16 protein-coding genes are annotated in these 18789 nt (G+C 43.4%); 10 read left to right on the top strand and 6 right to left on the bottom strand.

Features of this window, described 5'->3' with window-relative positions:
- Nucleotides 1-23: 23 nt before the first annotated feature.
- Complete coding sequence (locus ACROAE_RS14500) at nucleotides 24-704, bottom strand: TIGR00153 family protein (RefSeq protein ID WP_432402955.1); 681 nt, start codon at nucleotides 702-704, stop codon at nucleotides 24-26.
- Nucleotides 705-942: 238 nt separating this feature from the next.
- On the opposite strand from ACROAE_RS14500, the gene ACROAE_RS14495 reads away from it, so the two are divergent.
- Nucleotides 943-1944, top strand: coding sequence for an inorganic triphosphatase (locus ACROAE_RS14495; protein ID WP_432402953.1), 1002 nt, complete (start codon nucleotides 943-945; stop codon nucleotides 1942-1944).
- 99 nt (nucleotides 1945-2043) lie between these two features.
- Here ACROAE_RS14495 and katB read toward each other — a convergent pair whose 3' ends face one another.
- The 5 genes from katB to ACROAE_RS14470 form a co-directional block, all read right to left on the bottom strand.
- A complete protein-coding gene (gene katB, locus ACROAE_RS14490) occupies nucleotides 2044-3504 on the bottom strand; it encodes a catalase KatB (protein WP_432402951.1) in 1461 nt (486 codons plus the stop codon).
- Nucleotides 3505-3789: 285 nt separating this feature from the next.
- On the bottom strand, nucleotides 3790-4035 hold the full coding sequence (locus ACROAE_RS14485) for a YgjV family protein (protein WP_432402949.1): 246 nt from the start codon (nucleotides 4033-4035) through the stop codon (nucleotides 3790-3792).
- Between the two features lie 167 nt (nucleotides 4036-4202).
- Entirely contained in the window at nucleotides 4203-4640 is a 438-nt protein-coding gene (locus tag ACROAE_RS14480) for a PaaI family thioesterase (protein ID WP_188957193.1), read from the bottom strand.
- A gap of 292 nt (nucleotides 4641-4932) precedes the next feature.
- Nucleotides 4933-5601, bottom strand: a complete 669-nt coding sequence (locus ACROAE_RS14475; RefSeq protein WP_432402947.1) for a response regulator transcription factor — start codon at nucleotides 5599-5601, stop codon at nucleotides 4933-4935.
- Nucleotides 5602-6014: 413 nt separating this feature from the next.
- Nucleotides 6015-6635, bottom strand: coding sequence for a DUF2238 domain-containing protein (locus ACROAE_RS14470; RefSeq protein ID WP_432402945.1), 621 nt, complete (start codon nucleotides 6633-6635; stop codon nucleotides 6015-6017).
- A gap of 201 nt (nucleotides 6636-6836) precedes the next feature.
- Here ACROAE_RS14470 and serA point away from each other — a divergent pair, with 201 nt between their 5' ends.
- From serA to ACROAE_RS14425, 9 genes are all read left to right on the top strand, one after another.
- A complete protein-coding gene (serA, locus tag ACROAE_RS14465; RefSeq protein ID WP_432402943.1) occupies nucleotides 6837-8066 on the top strand; it encodes a phosphoglycerate dehydrogenase in 1230 nt (409 codons plus the stop codon).
- Between the two features lie 161 nt (nucleotides 8067-8227).
- On the top strand, nucleotides 8228-9190 hold the full coding sequence (ygfZ, locus tag ACROAE_RS14460; protein ID WP_432402941.1) for a tRNA-modifying protein YgfZ: 963 nt from the start codon (nucleotides 8228-8230) through the stop codon (nucleotides 9188-9190).
- 169 nt (nucleotides 9191-9359) lie between these two features.
- Nucleotides 9360-10064, top strand: a complete 705-nt coding sequence (locus tag ACROAE_RS14455; protein WP_432402939.1) for an ABC transporter ATP-binding protein — start codon at nucleotides 9360-9362, stop codon at nucleotides 10062-10064.
- Between the two features lie 4 nt (nucleotides 10065-10068).
- Nucleotides 10069-12621 (top strand): ABC transporter permease, encoded by a 2553-nt coding sequence (locus ACROAE_RS14450; RefSeq protein WP_432402937.1) that lies wholly within the window; start codon nucleotides 10069-10071, stop codon nucleotides 12619-12621.
- Nucleotides 12618-13772 carry a lipocalin-like domain-containing protein gene (locus ACROAE_RS14445; RefSeq protein ID WP_432402935.1) on the top strand — a complete coding sequence of 385 codons (1155 nt, stop codon included), beginning with the start codon at nucleotides 12618-12620 and terminating at the stop codon, nucleotides 13770-13772. The genes ACROAE_RS14450 and ACROAE_RS14445 overlap by 4 nt, the downstream gene beginning before the upstream one ends.
- Before the next feature lie 344 nt (nucleotides 13773-14116).
- The gene (gene napA / locus ACROAE_RS14440) at nucleotides 14117-16600 is read left to right on the top strand and encodes a nitrate reductase catalytic subunit NapA (RefSeq protein ID WP_432402933.1); all 2484 of its coding nucleotides are present in this window, start codon (nucleotides 14117-14119) and stop codon (nucleotides 16598-16600) included.
- Between the two features lie 34 nt (nucleotides 16601-16634).
- Nucleotides 16635-17369 (top strand): ferredoxin-type protein NapG, encoded by a 735-nt coding sequence (gene napG, locus ACROAE_RS14435; RefSeq protein ID WP_432402931.1) that lies wholly within the window; start codon nucleotides 16635-16637, stop codon nucleotides 17367-17369.
- Nucleotides 17366-18280: a quinol dehydrogenase ferredoxin subunit NapH gene (napH, locus tag ACROAE_RS14430; protein WP_432402929.1), complete on the top strand. Its 915-nt coding sequence runs from the start codon at nucleotides 17366-17368 to the stop codon at nucleotides 18278-18280. The genes napG and napH overlap by 4 nt, the downstream gene beginning before the upstream one ends.
- Nucleotides 18277-18702 carry a nitrate reductase cytochrome c-type subunit gene (locus ACROAE_RS14425; protein ID WP_432402927.1) on the top strand — a complete coding sequence of 142 codons (426 nt, stop codon included), beginning with the start codon at nucleotides 18277-18279 and terminating at the stop codon, nucleotides 18700-18702. Before napH ends, ACROAE_RS14425 begins: the two co-directional genes overlap by 4 nt.
- Nucleotides 18703-18789 lie beyond the last annotated feature (87 nt).

Below are 18789 nucleotides of genomic sequence, written 5' to 3'. Positions count from 1 at the left end.
TTGTTTCCTTGATAACCTTGTGATTAATTACGAGCTAACATTAGCTCTAGGCGGGAACCGACACGCTCAGCAATATCTGCTAAACCTCCAACCCATTCGATAATTTTATACATGAACATCACATCAATTGGATTCAAACCATCTTCTAATGCGTATAACTGGCGACGCACTTGAATTTGTAAATCATCAGAATCTTCTTCGATAATATCGAGTTCATTGATCATTTTGGCAACCAACTCAACTTCACGACCACGGAAACCGGTTTCGAGTAAATCGTCGAGCTCGTTAATAGCTTGCTTAGCTAAAGACACGGCATCTAAACAACGTTTAAGATAGGCACCGAAAGCAGCTTGGACAGGCTGAGGAAGGACTAATTGACGGCCGATTACACGACCAGAGATATCTTTTGCCGTATTTGCAATCTTGTCTTGTTGAGTTAATAACTCAAGCAAGTCAGTTCGCTCAACTGGCATAAACAATCCACCGGGTAAAGTCAGGCGGATCTCACGCTTAAGTGAATCAGCATCTTTTTCCAACAAACTAATCTGTTTGCGGATCTTTATCGCTTCATCCCAGTCGCCTGAAATGGTTGCATCAAAGAATGGAACAAGAAGTATTGCACACTCATTTACTTTGTCGATATGCAGTTCTAAAGGCTTAAGAGGTGATTTTGCAAACACACCTAAAATAGAGTTTACTGGCATTGCCGTTTACCTATTTAATTAATTCCAGTTTGGAAAAAGCGGGCGCATGTTAACCTAAGCGTCCGCATAATGAAACTGTGTTTTTTAATTTTGTAACACACAGGTTCTCAGTTATCGTTGCTCATTATATATGATGCGAGCATGGCTATCCTAAGATATTTTTATTACAGCAATATGACATTATGAACATATTATGACGCATTAATGAACATTTGATTACAGTTGGGGCAAAAAGTAAATGGACGCAGAAATAGAGTTGAAACTCTTCATTCAACAACAAGACCATGATTTATTAATAAAAATATTGAATGAGCTCCCTAATTCATCACCCCAAGGGACAAAAAAACTGTCTAATGGATATTTTGATACAACTGACTTACAACTGCGTCGTTGGGATATGGGGTTACGTGTAAGAGGCTTTGATGATCAACTCGAACAGACCATAAAAACAGCAGGCAGTGTTGTTGGTGGCATCCATTCACGTCCAGAATATAATGTCAGCATTGTTCAAAAAGTGCCGGACTTGTCACTTTTCCCGAATAAAATTTGGCCAGACAAACAAAATATAGCCGTTATCAATACTGCGCTTGAATGTATCTTTGAAACCAACTTTAACCGCCAAACATGGCATATCAATGTTGATGACAGTATTGTTGAAGTGGCTTTAGATATCGGCGAGATTATTGCCAACGGTAAGATTGAACCCATTTGCGAGCTTGAGTTTGAATTACTCTCAGGGCATGCTTCGGCGTTGTTACCTCTTGCTATTGCAGTTGCCCAATCAGTGCCGCTTCGTTTAGGCAAAGCCAGTAAAGCGCTGCGCGGTTATCAACTCGCCGGAAAATCTAAACCAGTAGCGACAACGCCTTTAGACGCTATGCAACCTTTCTCTCACGACAACGCACACTCAATCCAAAACCTGGCAATGGGATTAGAGCGCTGGCAATTAATTGAACAACGCTTAGCGGTCACCTCAACAGAACAACAAACACTATTGTGGGTACAGTTAACTGAATGTATTGAGTTTCTAAAACATACTGTGTCATTAGATACAGAGAAAACTCATCCGCTACACACATTATTTAATCATATCCTTGAGACACTACCACGGGTTACGCCACCAGATAATAGCCCCACCAATGCAGTGCCGAGCGAGCAACTTGCACGGTTGTGGCGTCTGCCGCAATACGGCCAATTACAGCTAGCATTAGTCAATCGGTTAATCAGTGCAGCAAAGTAAATAGTATCCGCAATCGGGCACAAAAAAAACAGGAAGGCAAACCTTCCTGTTTTTATTTAGTAGAATAACGCCGATAATAATGACGTTACATTGATTTAATTACTGAGCTAAAGCCTGTTTAACACGTAATCCATAATCCACGTCGGCTTTGGTGAAATGCTCTACCATGGTTTGTTGAACCGCTAACGTTGTTTGACGTAAGGTACCTGCAATAGTGTCAACTAAACGCACTTTCTCTTCTTCGCTAAATAGTCGGTACAAGTTTCCCGCCTGTGTAAAATCGTCTTGGTTGTAACGGCTATAACGAGCCGCTTCCCCATCTAAACGTAATGGTGGTTCCGCAAAATCAGTCACTTCAGTTAATGGTGCTTGAGTATTAGGACCATAATTCACACTCGCATCACCGCCAGTTTGACTGCCTTGATATGGACACTGTGTCCCTGCCATTGCGCCAGCTCGTTGATGATGATTTGCCTTGGCTGCATGTGGGCAGTTAACCGGTAGCTGGTTGTAGTTAGTACCAATACGGTATCGCTGTGCGTCGGCATACGAAAACAGTCTCGCCTGCAACATTTTGTCTGGCGATGCACCAACACCCGGCACTAAATTGCTTGGTGCTAATGCCACTTGCTCTACTTCAGCAAAGTAGTTTTGTGGTAATCGGTTTAACTCAAGTACACCCACTTCGATTAACGGATAATCGCTGTGCGGCCATACTTTGGTTAAGTCGAATGGGTTAATGGCATAGGTGTTTGCATCTACCTCGGGCATAATTTGCACATTCACCGTCCAACGTGGGAAGTTAGCATCATTAATGGCTACCATCATGTCGCGCTGTGAAGAGTCTGGATCAATGCCTTTTAATATATCGGCTTGTTCGCCTGTTAAATTCACTACACCTTGCTGTGACTTAAAGTGAAACTTAACCCAAAAACGTTCCCCTTTGGCATTCCAGAACGAAAATGTATGCGACCCATAACCGTGCATTTGACGATAGTTAGCTGGAATACCACGGTCTGACATCAAAATAGTCACTTGATGCATCGCCTCAGGATTAAGTGCCCAAAAGTCCCACATGGCTTGTGGATCTTTTAAATTAGTTTGCGGGTGGCGTTTTTGAGTATGAATAAAATCAGGAAACTTAATGCCATCACGAATAAAAAATGTTGGGGTGTTATTACCCACAATATCGTGATTACCACGTGCGGTATAAAAACGAAGACCAAACCCACGAGGGTCGCGTTCTGCATCAGCAGAGCCCATTTCGCCGCCAACAGTTGAGAAGCGCATAAAGGTTTCGGTCTGCTTACCGACACCGTTGAAATGATCGGCAATGGTAAATTCGCTTAAATCTTTAGTTAACGTAAATGTGCCGTAAACACCCGTACCTTTTGCATGCACAACACGCTCTGGAATACGTTCGCGGTTAAAGTGGGCAAGCTTTTCAATTAAATGCCAATCTTGTAAAAGTAGCGGCCCACGCTCACCTGCCGACAAAGAGTTTTGATCGTCTGCTACTGGAGCACCATTTTGGCTTGTTAAATAGTTACCTTGATTCATGTCTTGCTCCTATGCCTGGTCTGTTAACCATTGCTCAATTAAGTCGTAAACTGTTGCCATGATGATTTTCCTCACTCAACTCATCATTCGATGGAGTGATAATAGAACTTGTTCGCAATTAATTAAAACGATTAAAACAGATAACCACAATCGCCAAAATAATTTAGGGTTTTACAATGATATTGGAAAAATCGATTAAGAAGTAACAATCCGTACATTGTGGGCAATAAAAAAGCCAAAATCTGCATTTTGGCTTTATTGAACGAACGTGTTGTAAAAGTTGGCTTATTTATCGTTCGTTGGGGCAGGTTCACGATATAACTTAACGAGGTAATAAATATCAATCAGTACAATAAAAAAATTGACCAGTGCCACGGGAATCGCGTCAATCGCTAAACCATAAGCGACAAACAAAACGGCACCAACCAAATTCCACCAGCGTAACTTTTTGATGTCAGACATCATCAGCGAAATAGCGACCACGACAGAAGCCAAGTAACCTACCCATTCCCAGATATTAATACTGTCCATGGATTCTCCTTATAAAGAGGTGATTATCACGCTATCGCACCATTAACCCCAGTTAATAGCGCTATATTCGTGACGACTAATCAAGTAAAGCATCTTGTAGGAATATTATAATACCTATAAGGCTAAAACTTTGATCTACCGTTGATTTAGTTAAAATATAATGTCGTTTATCGCTCAACAACAGCTGCAGTCATCCGTGAAATACAACATAACTCGCCAGCACTATTACGAATTAAGATTTCCCAAACTGAGCTGCGCTTGCCTAAATGAACCGGCTTAGCGGTGGCTGTCAGCTCGCCATTGCGTGAAGCTTTTAAATGGTTAGCATTAATCTCCTGGCCGACACAATAATAACGCGTAAAGTCGACCACAAAGTTTGCCGCATAACTGGCTACGGTTTCAGCTAATGCGACATTTGCGCCACCGTGCACAATCCCCAGCGGGTTATGCACCGATGGATTTGCCGGCATCGTCGCCACCATATAATCATCACCAATTTCAGTGATTTTAATGCCTAATGTTTGCATTAATGTACCTTTACCCTGCATCCCAGCATCTAAGCGAGCGCAATCTTCAAGGGTAACGTTGCTAAACCAAATACTCATAATTACAGTCCATTTTTATTGTTATCGATTCAGTCGACTTCAAGAGTCTACTTTTTCATTTCAGTTTTATCATTGTGCTTTTCTCTGTTTACTCTGACACTTGAGTATAAATAATTCAAAGAAAAACACCCAAAATACAAAAAAGGAGCCGAAGCTCCTTATACCAATTCCATGCCAGTCAATGTGACAATATTCTCTAACTCACTAAATAACTCACTAACTCACTAAATAACTCACTAACTCACTAACTCACTAACTCACTCACTAACTCACTAAATAACTCACTAACTCACTAACTCACTAACTCACAATGACTTTGATAGGTTTGCGCCCATCGCAGTAATTCGACACGATTACGCGACTCTGTCTTCCTAAAAATAGATGACACATGCGCCTTTACCGTATGTTCGCTTATGCATAACCGCTGAGCGATTTCTTTATTACGCGCACCACTCGAAACTAGCTGGATAATCGTCCGCTCACGATTAGTGAGTCGTTGCATCATGGCTTCGGTTTCTTCTGGCAATTCGGTATTGGTGTCGAGCTGTTTTACAAGGCGTCTGAATATTTTACTAATCAGTGGTCTGTCGTACCACAATTCATCAGACACCATTTTTCTGAGGCCAGTTAACATCAAGTCCATACGCTGATCGCTATACAATAACCCGCGTACGCCCAGTAATAATGCAGACTCTTGGTCTAATGACCCGCGTTCGACTTGGTATAATGCAACAGGAACATGATTAACTAAACGCGACGCAAGTAAAGGAATACCTTTTGCGTCTAGTGCTGCACCTTTTTGTGAAATGAGATAAAAGTTATTGGCATTTTTATCAAGTTCAAGCTCGGCCGCATGCTTGACAATACGGGTTTTCAAGCCGATTGATTCAGCTAAAATAGCCAAATGACATGGTGCTGCGATTTGATGTAAAAACACCAACTCATCGATATTAGAACTCATCACTCTTCTCCCTGAAAAGCTAATTTTGCTCATTGATACATGAGCACATCCTAAGCGCCATTCTATACGTAAAAGAAACGCATTGACTAGCATTAAGACTTAGGAAAGCAAACAATCTGTTTTACATTTAATACTTTAGAGCAATAGCACTAAAGTTATCATCACAACAGTTTAGTGACCTCTAGCAACTCTATACGCTTGGTTAGGCTGGCAATACAGGCAAAAGCTCAATGGCTAGGCCTCTTGTCTTATACACTAATAATAGCTAATTTTTGTTAGTACAAAGGACTATTATGTCAATCTAAAGTATTAATAGTTCGTTAGACTGACATTCGTTACCGTTTTACACTACCAAAAGCTAACAATAGCAGCGGTTATGTCGTAATAACATCAACCGCCTTGCGACAGTTCGCTCAATTGACGGGCTGGCTTTGCGCCATAATGTGCTTTATTTGTTTATTGTGCACTGGCGTCAACACTAACAACGCAACAATGCCACCGATTAAGGCTAAAAACATATCGGACTGGGTGTCCCAGACATAACCTTGAGTACCTAAAAACGCCTCGGCATTTTCGCCTGTTGCCGCGGCAACCCACCATTCAATCAGTTCATAAAAAGCCGAAAATGCCAGTACGAAACACACCGCTAAAAATTGGCACCAGGCACCAATTTGCATCACCTGCTTACGAATAAATATCTCACGCGCCAAAATAACCGGAATAAAGCCTTGGGCAAAGTGCCCCACTTTATCGTAATTGTTACGCTCGCTCCCCATGACCTGCGCTAGCCAGTCAAACCAAGGGACTTCTGCGTAAGTGAACCTTGCGCCAACCAGTAATACACAACAATGAACTAAAATAAGCCCATAAGCTAAAGACGTTAGCGGAAAACGTTTACGACTAAAAAAGAGTATAGGTAAGGCAATTAAGGCGGGGATGGCTTCTAGCCACCATGTAAACATATCTTTGGGGTCGCTCACCGACCACAACAATACCAACAGGTAAATCGCTATCCATATTACGCGCATTTTCATCCTAATTTCCTCATCTGCGATATTGTTCTAAATTTAAAATATTACTTTAGCCATCTAGCCCTCCACAAGCCATAAAAAAAGTGCTACTTTGGGATGGCGTTGGAAGTCCGCATTTATATCACAACTATAAGTACATGCATTAACACTAATAGTCTATGTATTAGCATAAGCACCATTTAATGATGAGAGGGTACCCATATCATGGCGAAACACTCGCTTGACAAGGATAAAATTAAAATCCTGCTGTTGGAAGGCGTCCACCAAACTGCGGTTGATGTACTGGAACGTGCAGGTTATACCAATATTGAATATCACAAAGCCTCACTCGGCGAAGAGGCGTTACTCGCCTCCATTAAAGATGCTCACTTTGTTGGATTACGTTCGCGCACTCAACTCACTGCAGAAGTGTTACACCATGCAGAAAAGCTAGTCGCTGTTGGCTGTTTTTGTATCGGCACTAACCAGGTTGACTTATCTACCGCTGAACAACTGGGTATCCCGGTTTTCAACGCACCGTTTTCCAATACGCGTAGCGTAGCCGAATTAGTCATTGGCGAAATTATTATGCTAATGCGTGGCATTCCACAACGTAATGCAATTTCACACCGTGGTGGTTGGTTAAAGAGCGCCAACGGCAGTGTTGAAGTGCGCGGTAAAACCTTAGGTGTGATTGGTTATGGTCATATTGGTACGCAGTTGGGCATTTTGGCTGAAACCTTAGGCATGAGAGTGATTTTCTTTGATATCGAAGATAAATTGCCACTGGGTAACGCGTCACAAATTCATTCGATGGACGAATTACTCGCCCAAGCCGATGTTGTGAGCTTACACGTACCTGAAACGCCTCAAACCAAGAATATGTTTGCTAAAGCTGAGTTTGCCAAAATGCGTCAAGGCAGCTTCTTTATCAACGCATCTCGCGGCACTGTGGTAGAAATTGACGATCTCGCGCAAGCGTTAACTTCAGAGTATTTAGCCGGTGCAGCGATTGACGTATTCCCTGTTGAACCAAAATCAAATGACGATGAATTTGTGTCGCCATTACGTGGTTTAGACAATGTGTTACTGACACCGCATATTGGTGGTAGCACCGCTGAAGCACAAGAAAACATTGGTATTGAAGTCGCGGGTAAGTTAGTTAAATACTCAGATAACGGTTCGACCTTGTCTGCTGTTAACTTCCCTGAAGTGTCTCTTGCACAGCACCGTGGTACCTCGCGCTTATTGCATATTCACCAAAACCGTCCTGGCGTGTTGATTAAAATCAACCAGGCGTTTTCTGAAAAAGGCATCAACATTGCTGCTCAGTACTTACAAACCACCGCTGAAATCGGTTACGTGGTAATGGAAGTCGACTCAGATCAAGCTGAAGAAGCCTTAGTTGAACTTAAATCAATTGAAGGCACGATTCGTGCTCGCGTATTGTTTTAATCAACTCATAACTCATTCGTGAATGGCTAACTGCCCATAAAAGCTACCTTGCCCACAAGGTAGCTTTTTTTATTAGCTTTAAACCTCTGCCCTCTGTTGAGTATGGTATTAATCCGTTACACTTCAAAACATATCGTCTTATTCTTTCGTTAGGGATCGTTATGACCATTTCAGCAAGCCAACCCGATTGGGATTTCATTGCCACCTCTCCAGCATTAATGTTATCGCGTTTGTCTCACATGGGATTAATCGAAGTCACTGGAGAACAAGGTCGCAGCTTTATTCATGGCCAGGTGACAACCGACATTACCTCGTTAACCGCTGATCAATGGAAATGGGGCGCTCACTGCGATCCTAAAGGTAAAATGTTAGCCAGCTTCCGTACATTTGCCATTGCAGACAGCTTGTTTATGTTAATGCCGACATCGACTCTTGAACTTGATTTACCGCAACTCAAAAAATACGCGGTATTCAGTAAAGCTGAGCTCGCCGATGTCAGCAACCAATATCAAATGATTGGCGTGGCAGGCAGCGAAGCACAGGCATTTATAACGCAACAATTTGGCGATATCACAGCTGCTTTAACCATAGTAGACGGCGGTGCGGTACTGCGTGATGGCGAACGTTTCATTGTGATTATTACTGATGAAAAAGCGCCTGCGTTAATCAATGCATCACAACAAACATTAGTGGATGCTAGCGCGTGGCAGGCATTAGAAATCAAAGCAGGTTACCCTAATATTGATGCAAGCCATTCAGGCCAATACGTTGCACAAATGTGTAACTTACAAGCCATTGATGGCATCAGCTTTAACAAAGGCTGTTACATGGGCCAAGAAACCATCGCCAGAATGAAATATCGCGGTGGCAACAAACGCGCTCTGTACATATTGTCAGGCACCACCAGCCAAACCATTAATACTGACACCCAATTAGAAATCGCCTTAGAAGATGGTTTCCGCCGTGGGGGCAATATTATTGAGTGTGTTCAACAAGGCGATAAAGTCCTTCTTACTGCCGTATTGCCCAACGATACCGAAAATAATGCGCAGCTGCGTATCGCTGACGATGAAAGCTCGCAATTGACCATTATTGAATTACCTTATTCATTAGTCGATGCTTAATTAAATCAGAGAGTTAATTATTAAAGCGAACCCTAGGTTCGCTTTTTTATTTTTGAACACTCACGCAATATTTGACGTATATTGTTGTTATTATGATTACGTTAACAAGCTGTCACTATGGCGATGTTAATGTGACAGTTTGATTTAACTCATTCGTTATGGAGCGACTATGACCAGCATTGTCACCTTAGACAACATCAGCAAAGGATTTCGCGATGGTGAGTCATTCCATTGTGTATTGCAGCAGGTCAGTTTAACATTAGAGCAAGGGCAAACGATTGCCCTCACTGGCCCTAGTGGCAGTGGTAAAAGCACGTTATTGAACATTATTGGTGGCTTTGAAACTATCGATAGCGGCGACATGCTCATTAGTCAAAACAACAGTATGTGCTCGGTAAACCAATGGCAAGACAAGCAATGGAGCCAATACCGACGTCAATCTCTTGGGGTGATATTTCAGCAATTTAACTTACTTACGCCTCTTAATGTTCGCGACAACATTCAATTTTCATTGGCATTAAATCAATTAAGTTGGAGCCCATGGTGTGATGAATTATGTCATCAACTGGGACTCACACCACTGTTAGACCGTAGTGTAGAAAACCTCTCTGGTGGACAACAACAACGAGTCGCTATTGCACGTGCTTTAGCCCATAAACCGCAACTAATCTTAGCCGACGAACCCACCGGCAACCTTGACCAGCACGCGGGCATGCAGGTTATGCAATTACTCACCGATCTCGCACAACAGGCTAATTGCTGTATTTTAATGGTCACTCACAGTGAAGAATGTGCACAATTTATGCAGCATCGCTGGCACGTTGAAAACCAGCAAATTGTCGTCAACCCTATCGATAATAAGCTGCAGGGGTAAGCCCATGACGTCCCAGTCGTCTGCCACCAGCCGTTTAATGTTATGCCTACGCTTGTTTGCTAGCCATTATCGCCATGCGCCATTACAAGCCAGCGCGATTTTACTCGGCATTATGTTGGCAGTGACATTATTGATTGGAGTATACGCCACCAACGAAAATGCCAAGCAAAGTTATGGCAATGTGTCAGAACTGCTTAGCAAACAAGCCCGTTTATCCATTAGCCACCTCACAGAAGATAGCATTGATGAATCGATTTATTTTACGCTAGCCAATGCTGGCTTTGACACGATTGCAAGTATTGAAGGCATAGCAACAGATGAACAAGGCAGATTATGGCGAGTCAATAGTAGCGATATTATTGCCGCAATAAGCAGCGGCATAGCCCAAGATGAGCAAGCAAACACATCAGTGGCCTCAGCTAATATTCCCCTTGCCGAATTATTGTCGGGCCAAGCTAAAGTGTTAATGTCTGCCAGCCAGCGCGATCGCATCAGCAAGGTGACCAATCAATCGCAAAGCATTACGCTAAATAATATGCCTTTAGACATCATTACGATTGATGATCAGTGGGGATTAGGCTCTGCACTACTCGCCGATATTTCACTCGCACAGCCATTGCTCAATATGCAAGGAAAGCTGAGTTATATTGCCGTATTTAGCGCCGATAAAACAGAAACCGATAACCAGCTTATTGCCAGCCTCAATCAAACACTGACTCAAGCAGGATTCGACACCACTACACTGCACTTTTCAACCAAAACCAGCGAAGGTGAATCACTCAACGCTTTAACGGCAAGTTTTCATTTAAACCTTGATGCCATGAGCATGCTCGCGTTTGTTGTCGGTTTATTTATTGCCTATAACGGCGTGCGTTACAGCTTAATGAAACGTCAAAAATTGTTAGTGCAAATTATGCAACAAGGACTCGATCGCCGCAGCGTGATGCTAGCCCTAAGCATTGAAATTATTACCCTGGTTTTTATTGGCTGTGTATTAGGCTTTATTGTGGGTTTGCAACTGTCACAATGGTTGCAGCCTATGGTAGCGCTTACGTTAGAGCAGTTATACGGCGCAAAATTATTACCCGGGAATTGGCAGTGGCAGTGGTTTGCCCAAGCACTTATTCTGACGTTATCGGCCGCGTTTGCAGCCTGCATTCCAATGCTCATCAGCTTGATAAATACACCGCTTGCGCAAGGAGCGCAAAAACAACCGCAAAATAAACAATTTAATATCATCCACCGACGCCAGTTTATCATCGCGGTACTGTTGTTATTGCTGTGTACCGTGGCTTTCGCCTTTACTGAACAATATCGTCATAGTCTGGTGTTATTAGGTATGTTGGTGGTGGCCATTCCATTGCTGCTGCCGCAATGCCTACATTGGGTAGTGAATTTACTCACGCCAGCCATGCCTAAAGGTTTATGGCAATATGTGATTGCCGAAACCAAAGAGATTATCGCACCGCTTGCCCTCGCCATGATGGCCATTTTACTGGCGTTGTGTGCCAATATCGCCATGAATACTTTAGTGGGTAGCTTTGAAATCACCTTAAAAAAATGGCTCGATGCACGTCTGCATGCTGATTTGTATATTCGGCCTAATCCGAATCAAATCGATACATTGATTTTACTATTAGCTAACGATCCAAAGGTTGATGCGGTATATGAGCAATGGACCGTTGACAGCAATCTAAATCGTGCTGAAACACCGCAAACACTCATCCCTATTAACCTGGTGAGTCGCGACCATATATCGTTAACTGACACCACAGTATTCAAGACAACCGCTGATGACTTTTGGCCGACGTTTACTGCTGGTCATAGCATTATGATAAGTGAGCCCTTATCGATAAAATATCATCTCGACATTGGCGATAAGGTTCAACTATCGCAATTACAGCAACATACATTAACCATAGGCGCAATTTATTACGATTATGGTAATCCTAAAGGTGAAGTCATTATTAGCCAGCCATTATGGCAACAATCACCTTTGCCGGCTAAGCCCATCAGTTTGGCTGTCACTTACCAAGGTGAACTCACCACATTGCAAAATAGCATTAGCCAAAAACTTAACTTATCATCTGCTTATATGTACAGCCAGCAACGGATTAAAACCGAAGCCATTACCATATTTAACAAAACCTTCTCGATTACAGTCGTACTCAATAGCTTAACGTTACTGGTTGCCGCGATTGGTTTATTCAGTGCCTGCGTAATGCTCACCCAAGCCAGACAAGCACCGCTAGCACGCTTGTATGCACTCGGTGTTAGTCGTAACCAGTTGCGGATGATGGTGATAGTACAAATGCTGTTTATCGTATTGTTAACCTGTTTAGTTGCCTTGCCAACAGGCGCATTGTTGGGCTATCTGCTGATCCATAAAGTGACTTTACAAGCTTTTGGCTGGAGTATCGCAATGGTTTGGGACTGGGCAGCCTATGTGCAAGTTGTCGTCATTGCGGTAGTGAGCTGCTTATTGGCAGTGAGCTTACCTTTATACTGGCAAACCCGAAAACCTCTGATTTCAAGCTTGCAACAGGAAGCGCTATGATCTCTGTGACTGATAACAAAATACGCAGCTTAAGTTTGGCCGCGATAGGTTTGAGCACTATTGGTTTGTCGCTATTGTTATCAGCTTGCGCGCCTGAGCAAGACACAAACCACAAAGCCACCACTATTAGCACCATGTCAGCACAGTCATCTACGGGCTACAAAGAGGTTGTTCAAGGTAAAAGCTTACAGTTTCCGCAGGACCATTCTGCCCACAACGACTTTAAAATTGAATGGTGGTATTTAACAGCCAATTTAACGACAGCGAAAGGTGAAGATGTTGGGGTGCAATGGACTCAATTTCGGATTGGTATGACGCCACCATCAGCGAATAAAGCAGAAAATAGTCACGACTGGAAGACGAATCAACTCTATATGGCGCATGCTGCGATAACCTCCAAAGATGAGCACCTTATTGCCGAAAAGTGGTCTCGGGGACACCCCAAATTAGCCAGTGTTAACCCGTCGCCCTTTGAAGTTCATCTGCAAAATTGGCAATGGTTAAGCCAATCTGATGATTTGTTCCCAGCTCAGCTAACGGTAAACAACGATACCTTTAACTATCAACTGCAACTGAGTAGTCAACAGCCATTACAATTACAGGGCGATAATGGTTATAGCAGTAAAAGTGCCGACCAAGCAGTCGCCTCTTATTACTACAGCCAACCTTTTATTGACGTGACCGGTGAGATTACACGCCACGGTGTCACCGAAAAAGTCAGCGGTAAAGCATGGTTAGATCGTGAATGGAGCTCGCAATTTCTCACTAAAGCTCAACAAGGGTGGGACTGGTTTTCGTTGCGACTCAATGACAACTCAACCTTAATGGCATTTAGATTGCGCGGCGAAACTGAACAAGACCATTTCTTCAGCGCCAGGCGTATGTATGCCGACGGTAGCGGCCGAAATATTAATAGTCGCGACAACCCAAATGATATTGATATGCAACCAACACAGTGGCAACAAACAGCCCTGGGTAACCACCCTATTGCTTGGCGGATCCGGATTAACAGTGAGGCAATAGATGTAACCACTCAAGCCGTCAATCCCAATAGCGACATGCAGGTATCAACCTCTTATTGGGAAGGACCCATTAATATTCAAGGGAGTCATCAAGGCCAAGGCTACATGGAGCTTACAGGGTATCGTTAACTGCTTCACCAACAACCCTACCTATAAAGAGCTCTTCACCTGCCATTCCAGGAAACTTAAGTGTCCACAAAAGCCGCACTGAAAAGATAACCTGCATTTCAATCAAAGCTAAAACCTACATCTCAGATAACACTAGCTTTACAAGCGATTGCTAAAACAGGATCTGCCTAATTGTTAAAATGAGATTTACATCACGCGAAAAAATGTGACCTTGAACAACTATTAACCACTATACCCATTCAGAGGTATACCCATACCAATAGTAAGGTCTAGACTTATTTTCATCACGTCACCTCCAATGACTATCACGCACCAAGAACAACATTCTAAGAGTGAGGAACACCATGAGCATAAGCCGTCGCGAGTTTTTAAAAGCCAACGCCGCTGCCGCAGCAGCGTCGGCTGTGGGTATCGCTATTCCAATTAATATGGTTCACGCCGCAGAAGGCAAAACTGACATTACATGGGATAAAGCCCCGTGCCGTTTCTGTGGTGTTGGCTGTAGCGTATTGGTTGGAACTAAAAATGGCAAAGTGATTGCCACTAAAGGCGATCCAGAAAGCCCAGTCAATAAAGGCCTAAATTGTATTAAAGGCTACTTTTTATCAAAAATCATGTACGGCAAAGACCGCCTTACCTCGCCATTACTCAGAATGAAAGATGGCAAATATGATAAAGAAGGCGACTTTACCCCTGTCAGCTGGGATGTCGCATTCGACACCATGGCTGAAAAATGGAAAGCCAGTATTGCTAAAAAAGGCCCAACCTCTGTTGGGATGTTTGGTTCTGGTCAATGGACAATTTGGGAAGGTTACGCTGCGTCTAAACTTCACAAAGCAGGCTTCTTAACTAACAACATCGACCCTAATGCGCGTCACTGTATGGCATCTGCTGTAGGTGGCTTTATGCGTACTTTCGGTATCGATGAGCCTATGGGCTGTTATGACGATATTGAAGCTGGCGACAACTTTGTGCTTTGGGGCGCTAACATGGCAGAAATGCACCCTATTTTATGGGCTCGCTTAACTGACCGTCGCTTAAGCCACAAAGATGCAAAAGTGCATGTGTTATCGACCTACGAAAATCGCAGCTTCGATTTAGCCGACAACCCAATGATTTTTAAACCACAAACTGACCTTGTGATTTTAAACTTTATTGCTAATTACATTATTCAAAACAATGCAGTGAACAAAGACTTTGTGAGTAAACACACTAACTTTGCCCTTGGTGTCACCGACATTGGTTATGGTTTACGCCCTGAACACCCATTAGAAAAAAATGCGAAAAACCCAGGTGATGGTGGTGCAAAACCGATTAGTTTTGAAGAGTATGCCAAATTTGTCAGTACTTATACTGTTGAATATGCATCAGAAATGAGTGGTGTTCCGGTTGAAAACCTTATCACTATGGCCAAAGCCTATGCCGACCCGAAACAAAAAGTCATGAGTTTGTGGACCATGGGTATCAACCAACATACTCGTGGTGTATGGGCAAATAATATGCTGTACAACATCCACTTATTGACCGGAAAAATTGCCACGCCTGGCAACAGTCCATTCTCGCTTACTGGCCAACCATCTGCTTGTGGCACCGCGCGTGAAGTAGGAACATTCTCTCACCGTTTACCTGCCGATATGGTAGTTAATAACGACAAACACCGTGAAATCACTGAAAAGCTGTGGAAAGTACCTGCTGGCACTATTCCAGCAAAACCTGGGTATCACGCGGTATTGCAAAGCAGAATGTTGAAAGATGGCAAATTGAATTGTTACTGGAACATGTGTACCAACAACATGCAAGCCGGTCCTAATATCAACGATGAGATTTACCCAGGTTTCCGTAACCCAGAAAACTTTATTGTTGTGTCTGACCCATACCCAACCGTTACCGCAATGGCAGCTGATTTAATTTTACCTACCGCGATGTGGGTTGAAAAAGAAGGCGCATATGGTAACGCTGAACGCCGCACCCATTTTTGGCATCAACAAGTGAAGCCACCAGAAGGCGCGACTTCAGATTTATGGCAGTTAGTTGAATTCTCAAAACGCTTTAAAGTGTCAGAAGTATGGCCTGCAGAGTTAATAGCCAAGCAACCAGATGTGGCCGATAAAACCTTATTCGACATATTGTTTGCTAACGGTGAAATCAACAAATTCCCGAAAGAGCAATGCAAAGGTGCCTATAACGATGAAAGTGAGCACTTTGGCTTCTATCTACAAAAAGGGATTTTCGAAGAATACGCCCAGTTTGGTCGCGGCCATGCTCACGATTTAGACGCCTTTGACAACTACCATGAAAACCGTGGTAAGCGCTGGCCCGTCATTGATGGTAAAGAAACCTTACGTCGCTTTGTTGAAGGTAGCGATCCGTATGTTAAAGCAGGCGAAGGCTTCAACTTTTATGGTAAACCAGACGGAAGAGCGGTTATTTTTGCTCTGCCTTATGAGCCAGCAGCAGAAGAGCCAAACAAAGAATATGACCTATGGATGTCAACGGGTCGAGTACTTGAACATTGGCACACAGGCTCAATGACCGCTCGTGTACCTGAATTACAACGCGCATATTCTGATGCTCAAATCTTTATGCACCCAGAAGACGCTAAAGTACGTGGTTTGCAACGCGGTGACGAAGTTGTCGTGGCGTCACCTCGCGGCGAAGTCAAAACGCGTGTTGAAACCAAAGGCCGTAATAAACCACCTAGAGGCGTCGTCTTTATGCCGTTTTTCGATGCGCGCCAATTAGTTAACAAGCTATTACTTGATGCGACCGATCCGCTGTCAAAAGAGACAGATTTCAAGAAGTGTCCTGTAAAAGTCATGAAAGCTTAATCAATATTCTAGTGCATAAACGGAAAGTAATGTTATGAGCAAAGCCAATAGCAAATTAGCAAGCGTCAACGGTGTTAACCGCAGACAATTTCTTGCCACAACGGCAAAAGCCAGTTGTGTAATGGGCATGGTCGGTTTGGGATTAACTACGGTTGCTACCCAGTCCCGACAACTTGACCCATTTGCTATTCGCCCGCCAGGCGCATTGGCAGAAGACGACTTTCTATCAGCATGTGTCCGCTGCGGCCTGTGTGTAGAGGCTTGCCCCTACGACACCCTTAAACTGGCTCGCTGGTTTGAGGGCGCGGCAACGGGTACACCGTTCTTTACTGCGCGTGACATTGCCTGCGAAATGTGTGATGACATTCCATGTGTTAAAGCCTGCCCAAGTGGGTCGCTTGATCACAAGCTGGAAAATATCGACGACGCAAAAATGGGCATAGCAGTACTGATAGATGAGAAAAACTGTCTTAACTATAGAGGTTTACGCTGTGATGTTTGTTACCGGGTTTGCCCGCTAATCGATAAAGCCATCACATTAGAACTGCAACGTAATGAAAAAAGCGGCCACCATGCCATGTTTTTACCCACCATAAACCCAGATTTATGTACCGGATGTGGTAAATGCGAACATGCATGCGTGACAGAACTCGCAGTGATAAAAGTATTACCAAGCCATATCGCAATGGGCAAATCGGCAGCTCATGACACTTACCAACACACCGAAGAAACCACACTTGAGATGTTAAATAAGGGGTTGTCACTATGAGCAGCAAACATAGCTCAACCTCTAAATCAGCTACACGCTTTGCGAGTGCTGCGGTTGAAGAATTAGGATGGTGGCGATCACATCGTTTTCTTATTCTTCGCAGATTGTCGCAATTAAGCGTATTGAGCTTATTTGCCATTGGCCCTTTTTTGGGACTGTGGCTTTTTAAGGGAAACCTCTCAAGCAGTTTATTTCTGGACACTGTCCCATTAAGTGATCCCTTAGCCACATTGCAAGTGCTTATGAGTGGCCATTGGCCTGAATTAAGCTTATTACTAGGAGCCATCATCGTTGTTGGCATCTACGCTCTATTAGGCGGAAGAGTATTTTGCAGTTGGGTATGTCCAGTGAATATCATCACCGATTTGGCAAGTTGGGTTAGGCGAACATTATCATTGCCTCGCACCAGCGAAATACCGCAAAACCTGCGCTATTACATGCTAACACTTGTGTTGATATTGCCTATTTTCACCGGTTTTACTGTGTGGGAATGGTTAAACCCAGTACCTATTGTCTACCGCGCGCTATTATTTGGTGCAAGCAGTGGATTGTGGATATTGGTCGTGATTTTTTTGCTCGACACCTTTGTGGTTGAACGAGCTTGGTGTAGCCACTTGTGCCCAACTGGGGCGTTATTTTCACTAATAGGTAAAGTGAGTCCAGTAAAAATTGCCGCTGTGCGTGCCGATGCATGCAACAACTGTATGGATTGTTTTACTGTTTGCCCTGAGCGTCAGGTATTAAAACCTGTCCTCAAAAAAGGCAGTACCCAAGCGCTTATACTCGACAGTGATTGTACCTTGTGTGGCCGTTGTATTGATGTTTGTGCACCGCGCGTATTCCAATATGAAAACCGATTTAATTCAAAATATTCGAACAGAATTCCTCTTAAGGTGGAGAGCCCGTTATGAAAAAATTAATCACTTTAGCTGCGATAATGCTAGCGATTAGCGCTTACTCAGGTCAACAAGCACATGCTAATCCTGAGCCAGTAAAATTGTCATCACTCGCAGGTGAGTCACAAATTACCGATGTTCGTCCCGCAGATGCTATGCCTGTTTATCCAAATCGTGGTAAATCAGTAGAGCGTACTTTTGTGCATCAACCGCCAATTATTCCGCATAAAGCGACCTACTCAATCAGCACTGATAAAAATGGTTGTTTAAGCTGCCACAGTTGGGATAAAGCGAAGCGTATGAAGGCGACACCCGTTGATACATCGCACGTACTGGACGACAAAGGCACCGTAAAAGGCATGTATTATTTTTGCGATCAGTGCCATGTACCACAAGCTGAAAATAAACAGCAACTGGTCGAAAACACCTTTAACTAGTCAACGTCCCTCCCCCCGATGATGACGTGTGCCGCTTGCATTGCAAGCGGCTTTTTTATTGTTATGATTTATTTAACAATACCCATA

Source organism: Shewanella sp. MF05960 (genome assembly GCF_050849305.1).
In the GTDB taxonomy this organism is placed as follows: domain Bacteria; phylum Pseudomonadota; class Gammaproteobacteria; order Enterobacterales; family Shewanellaceae; genus Shewanella.
Note: the sequence above shows the minus strand (reverse complement) of the source record. Positions and strands in the feature narration are given on the sequence as shown.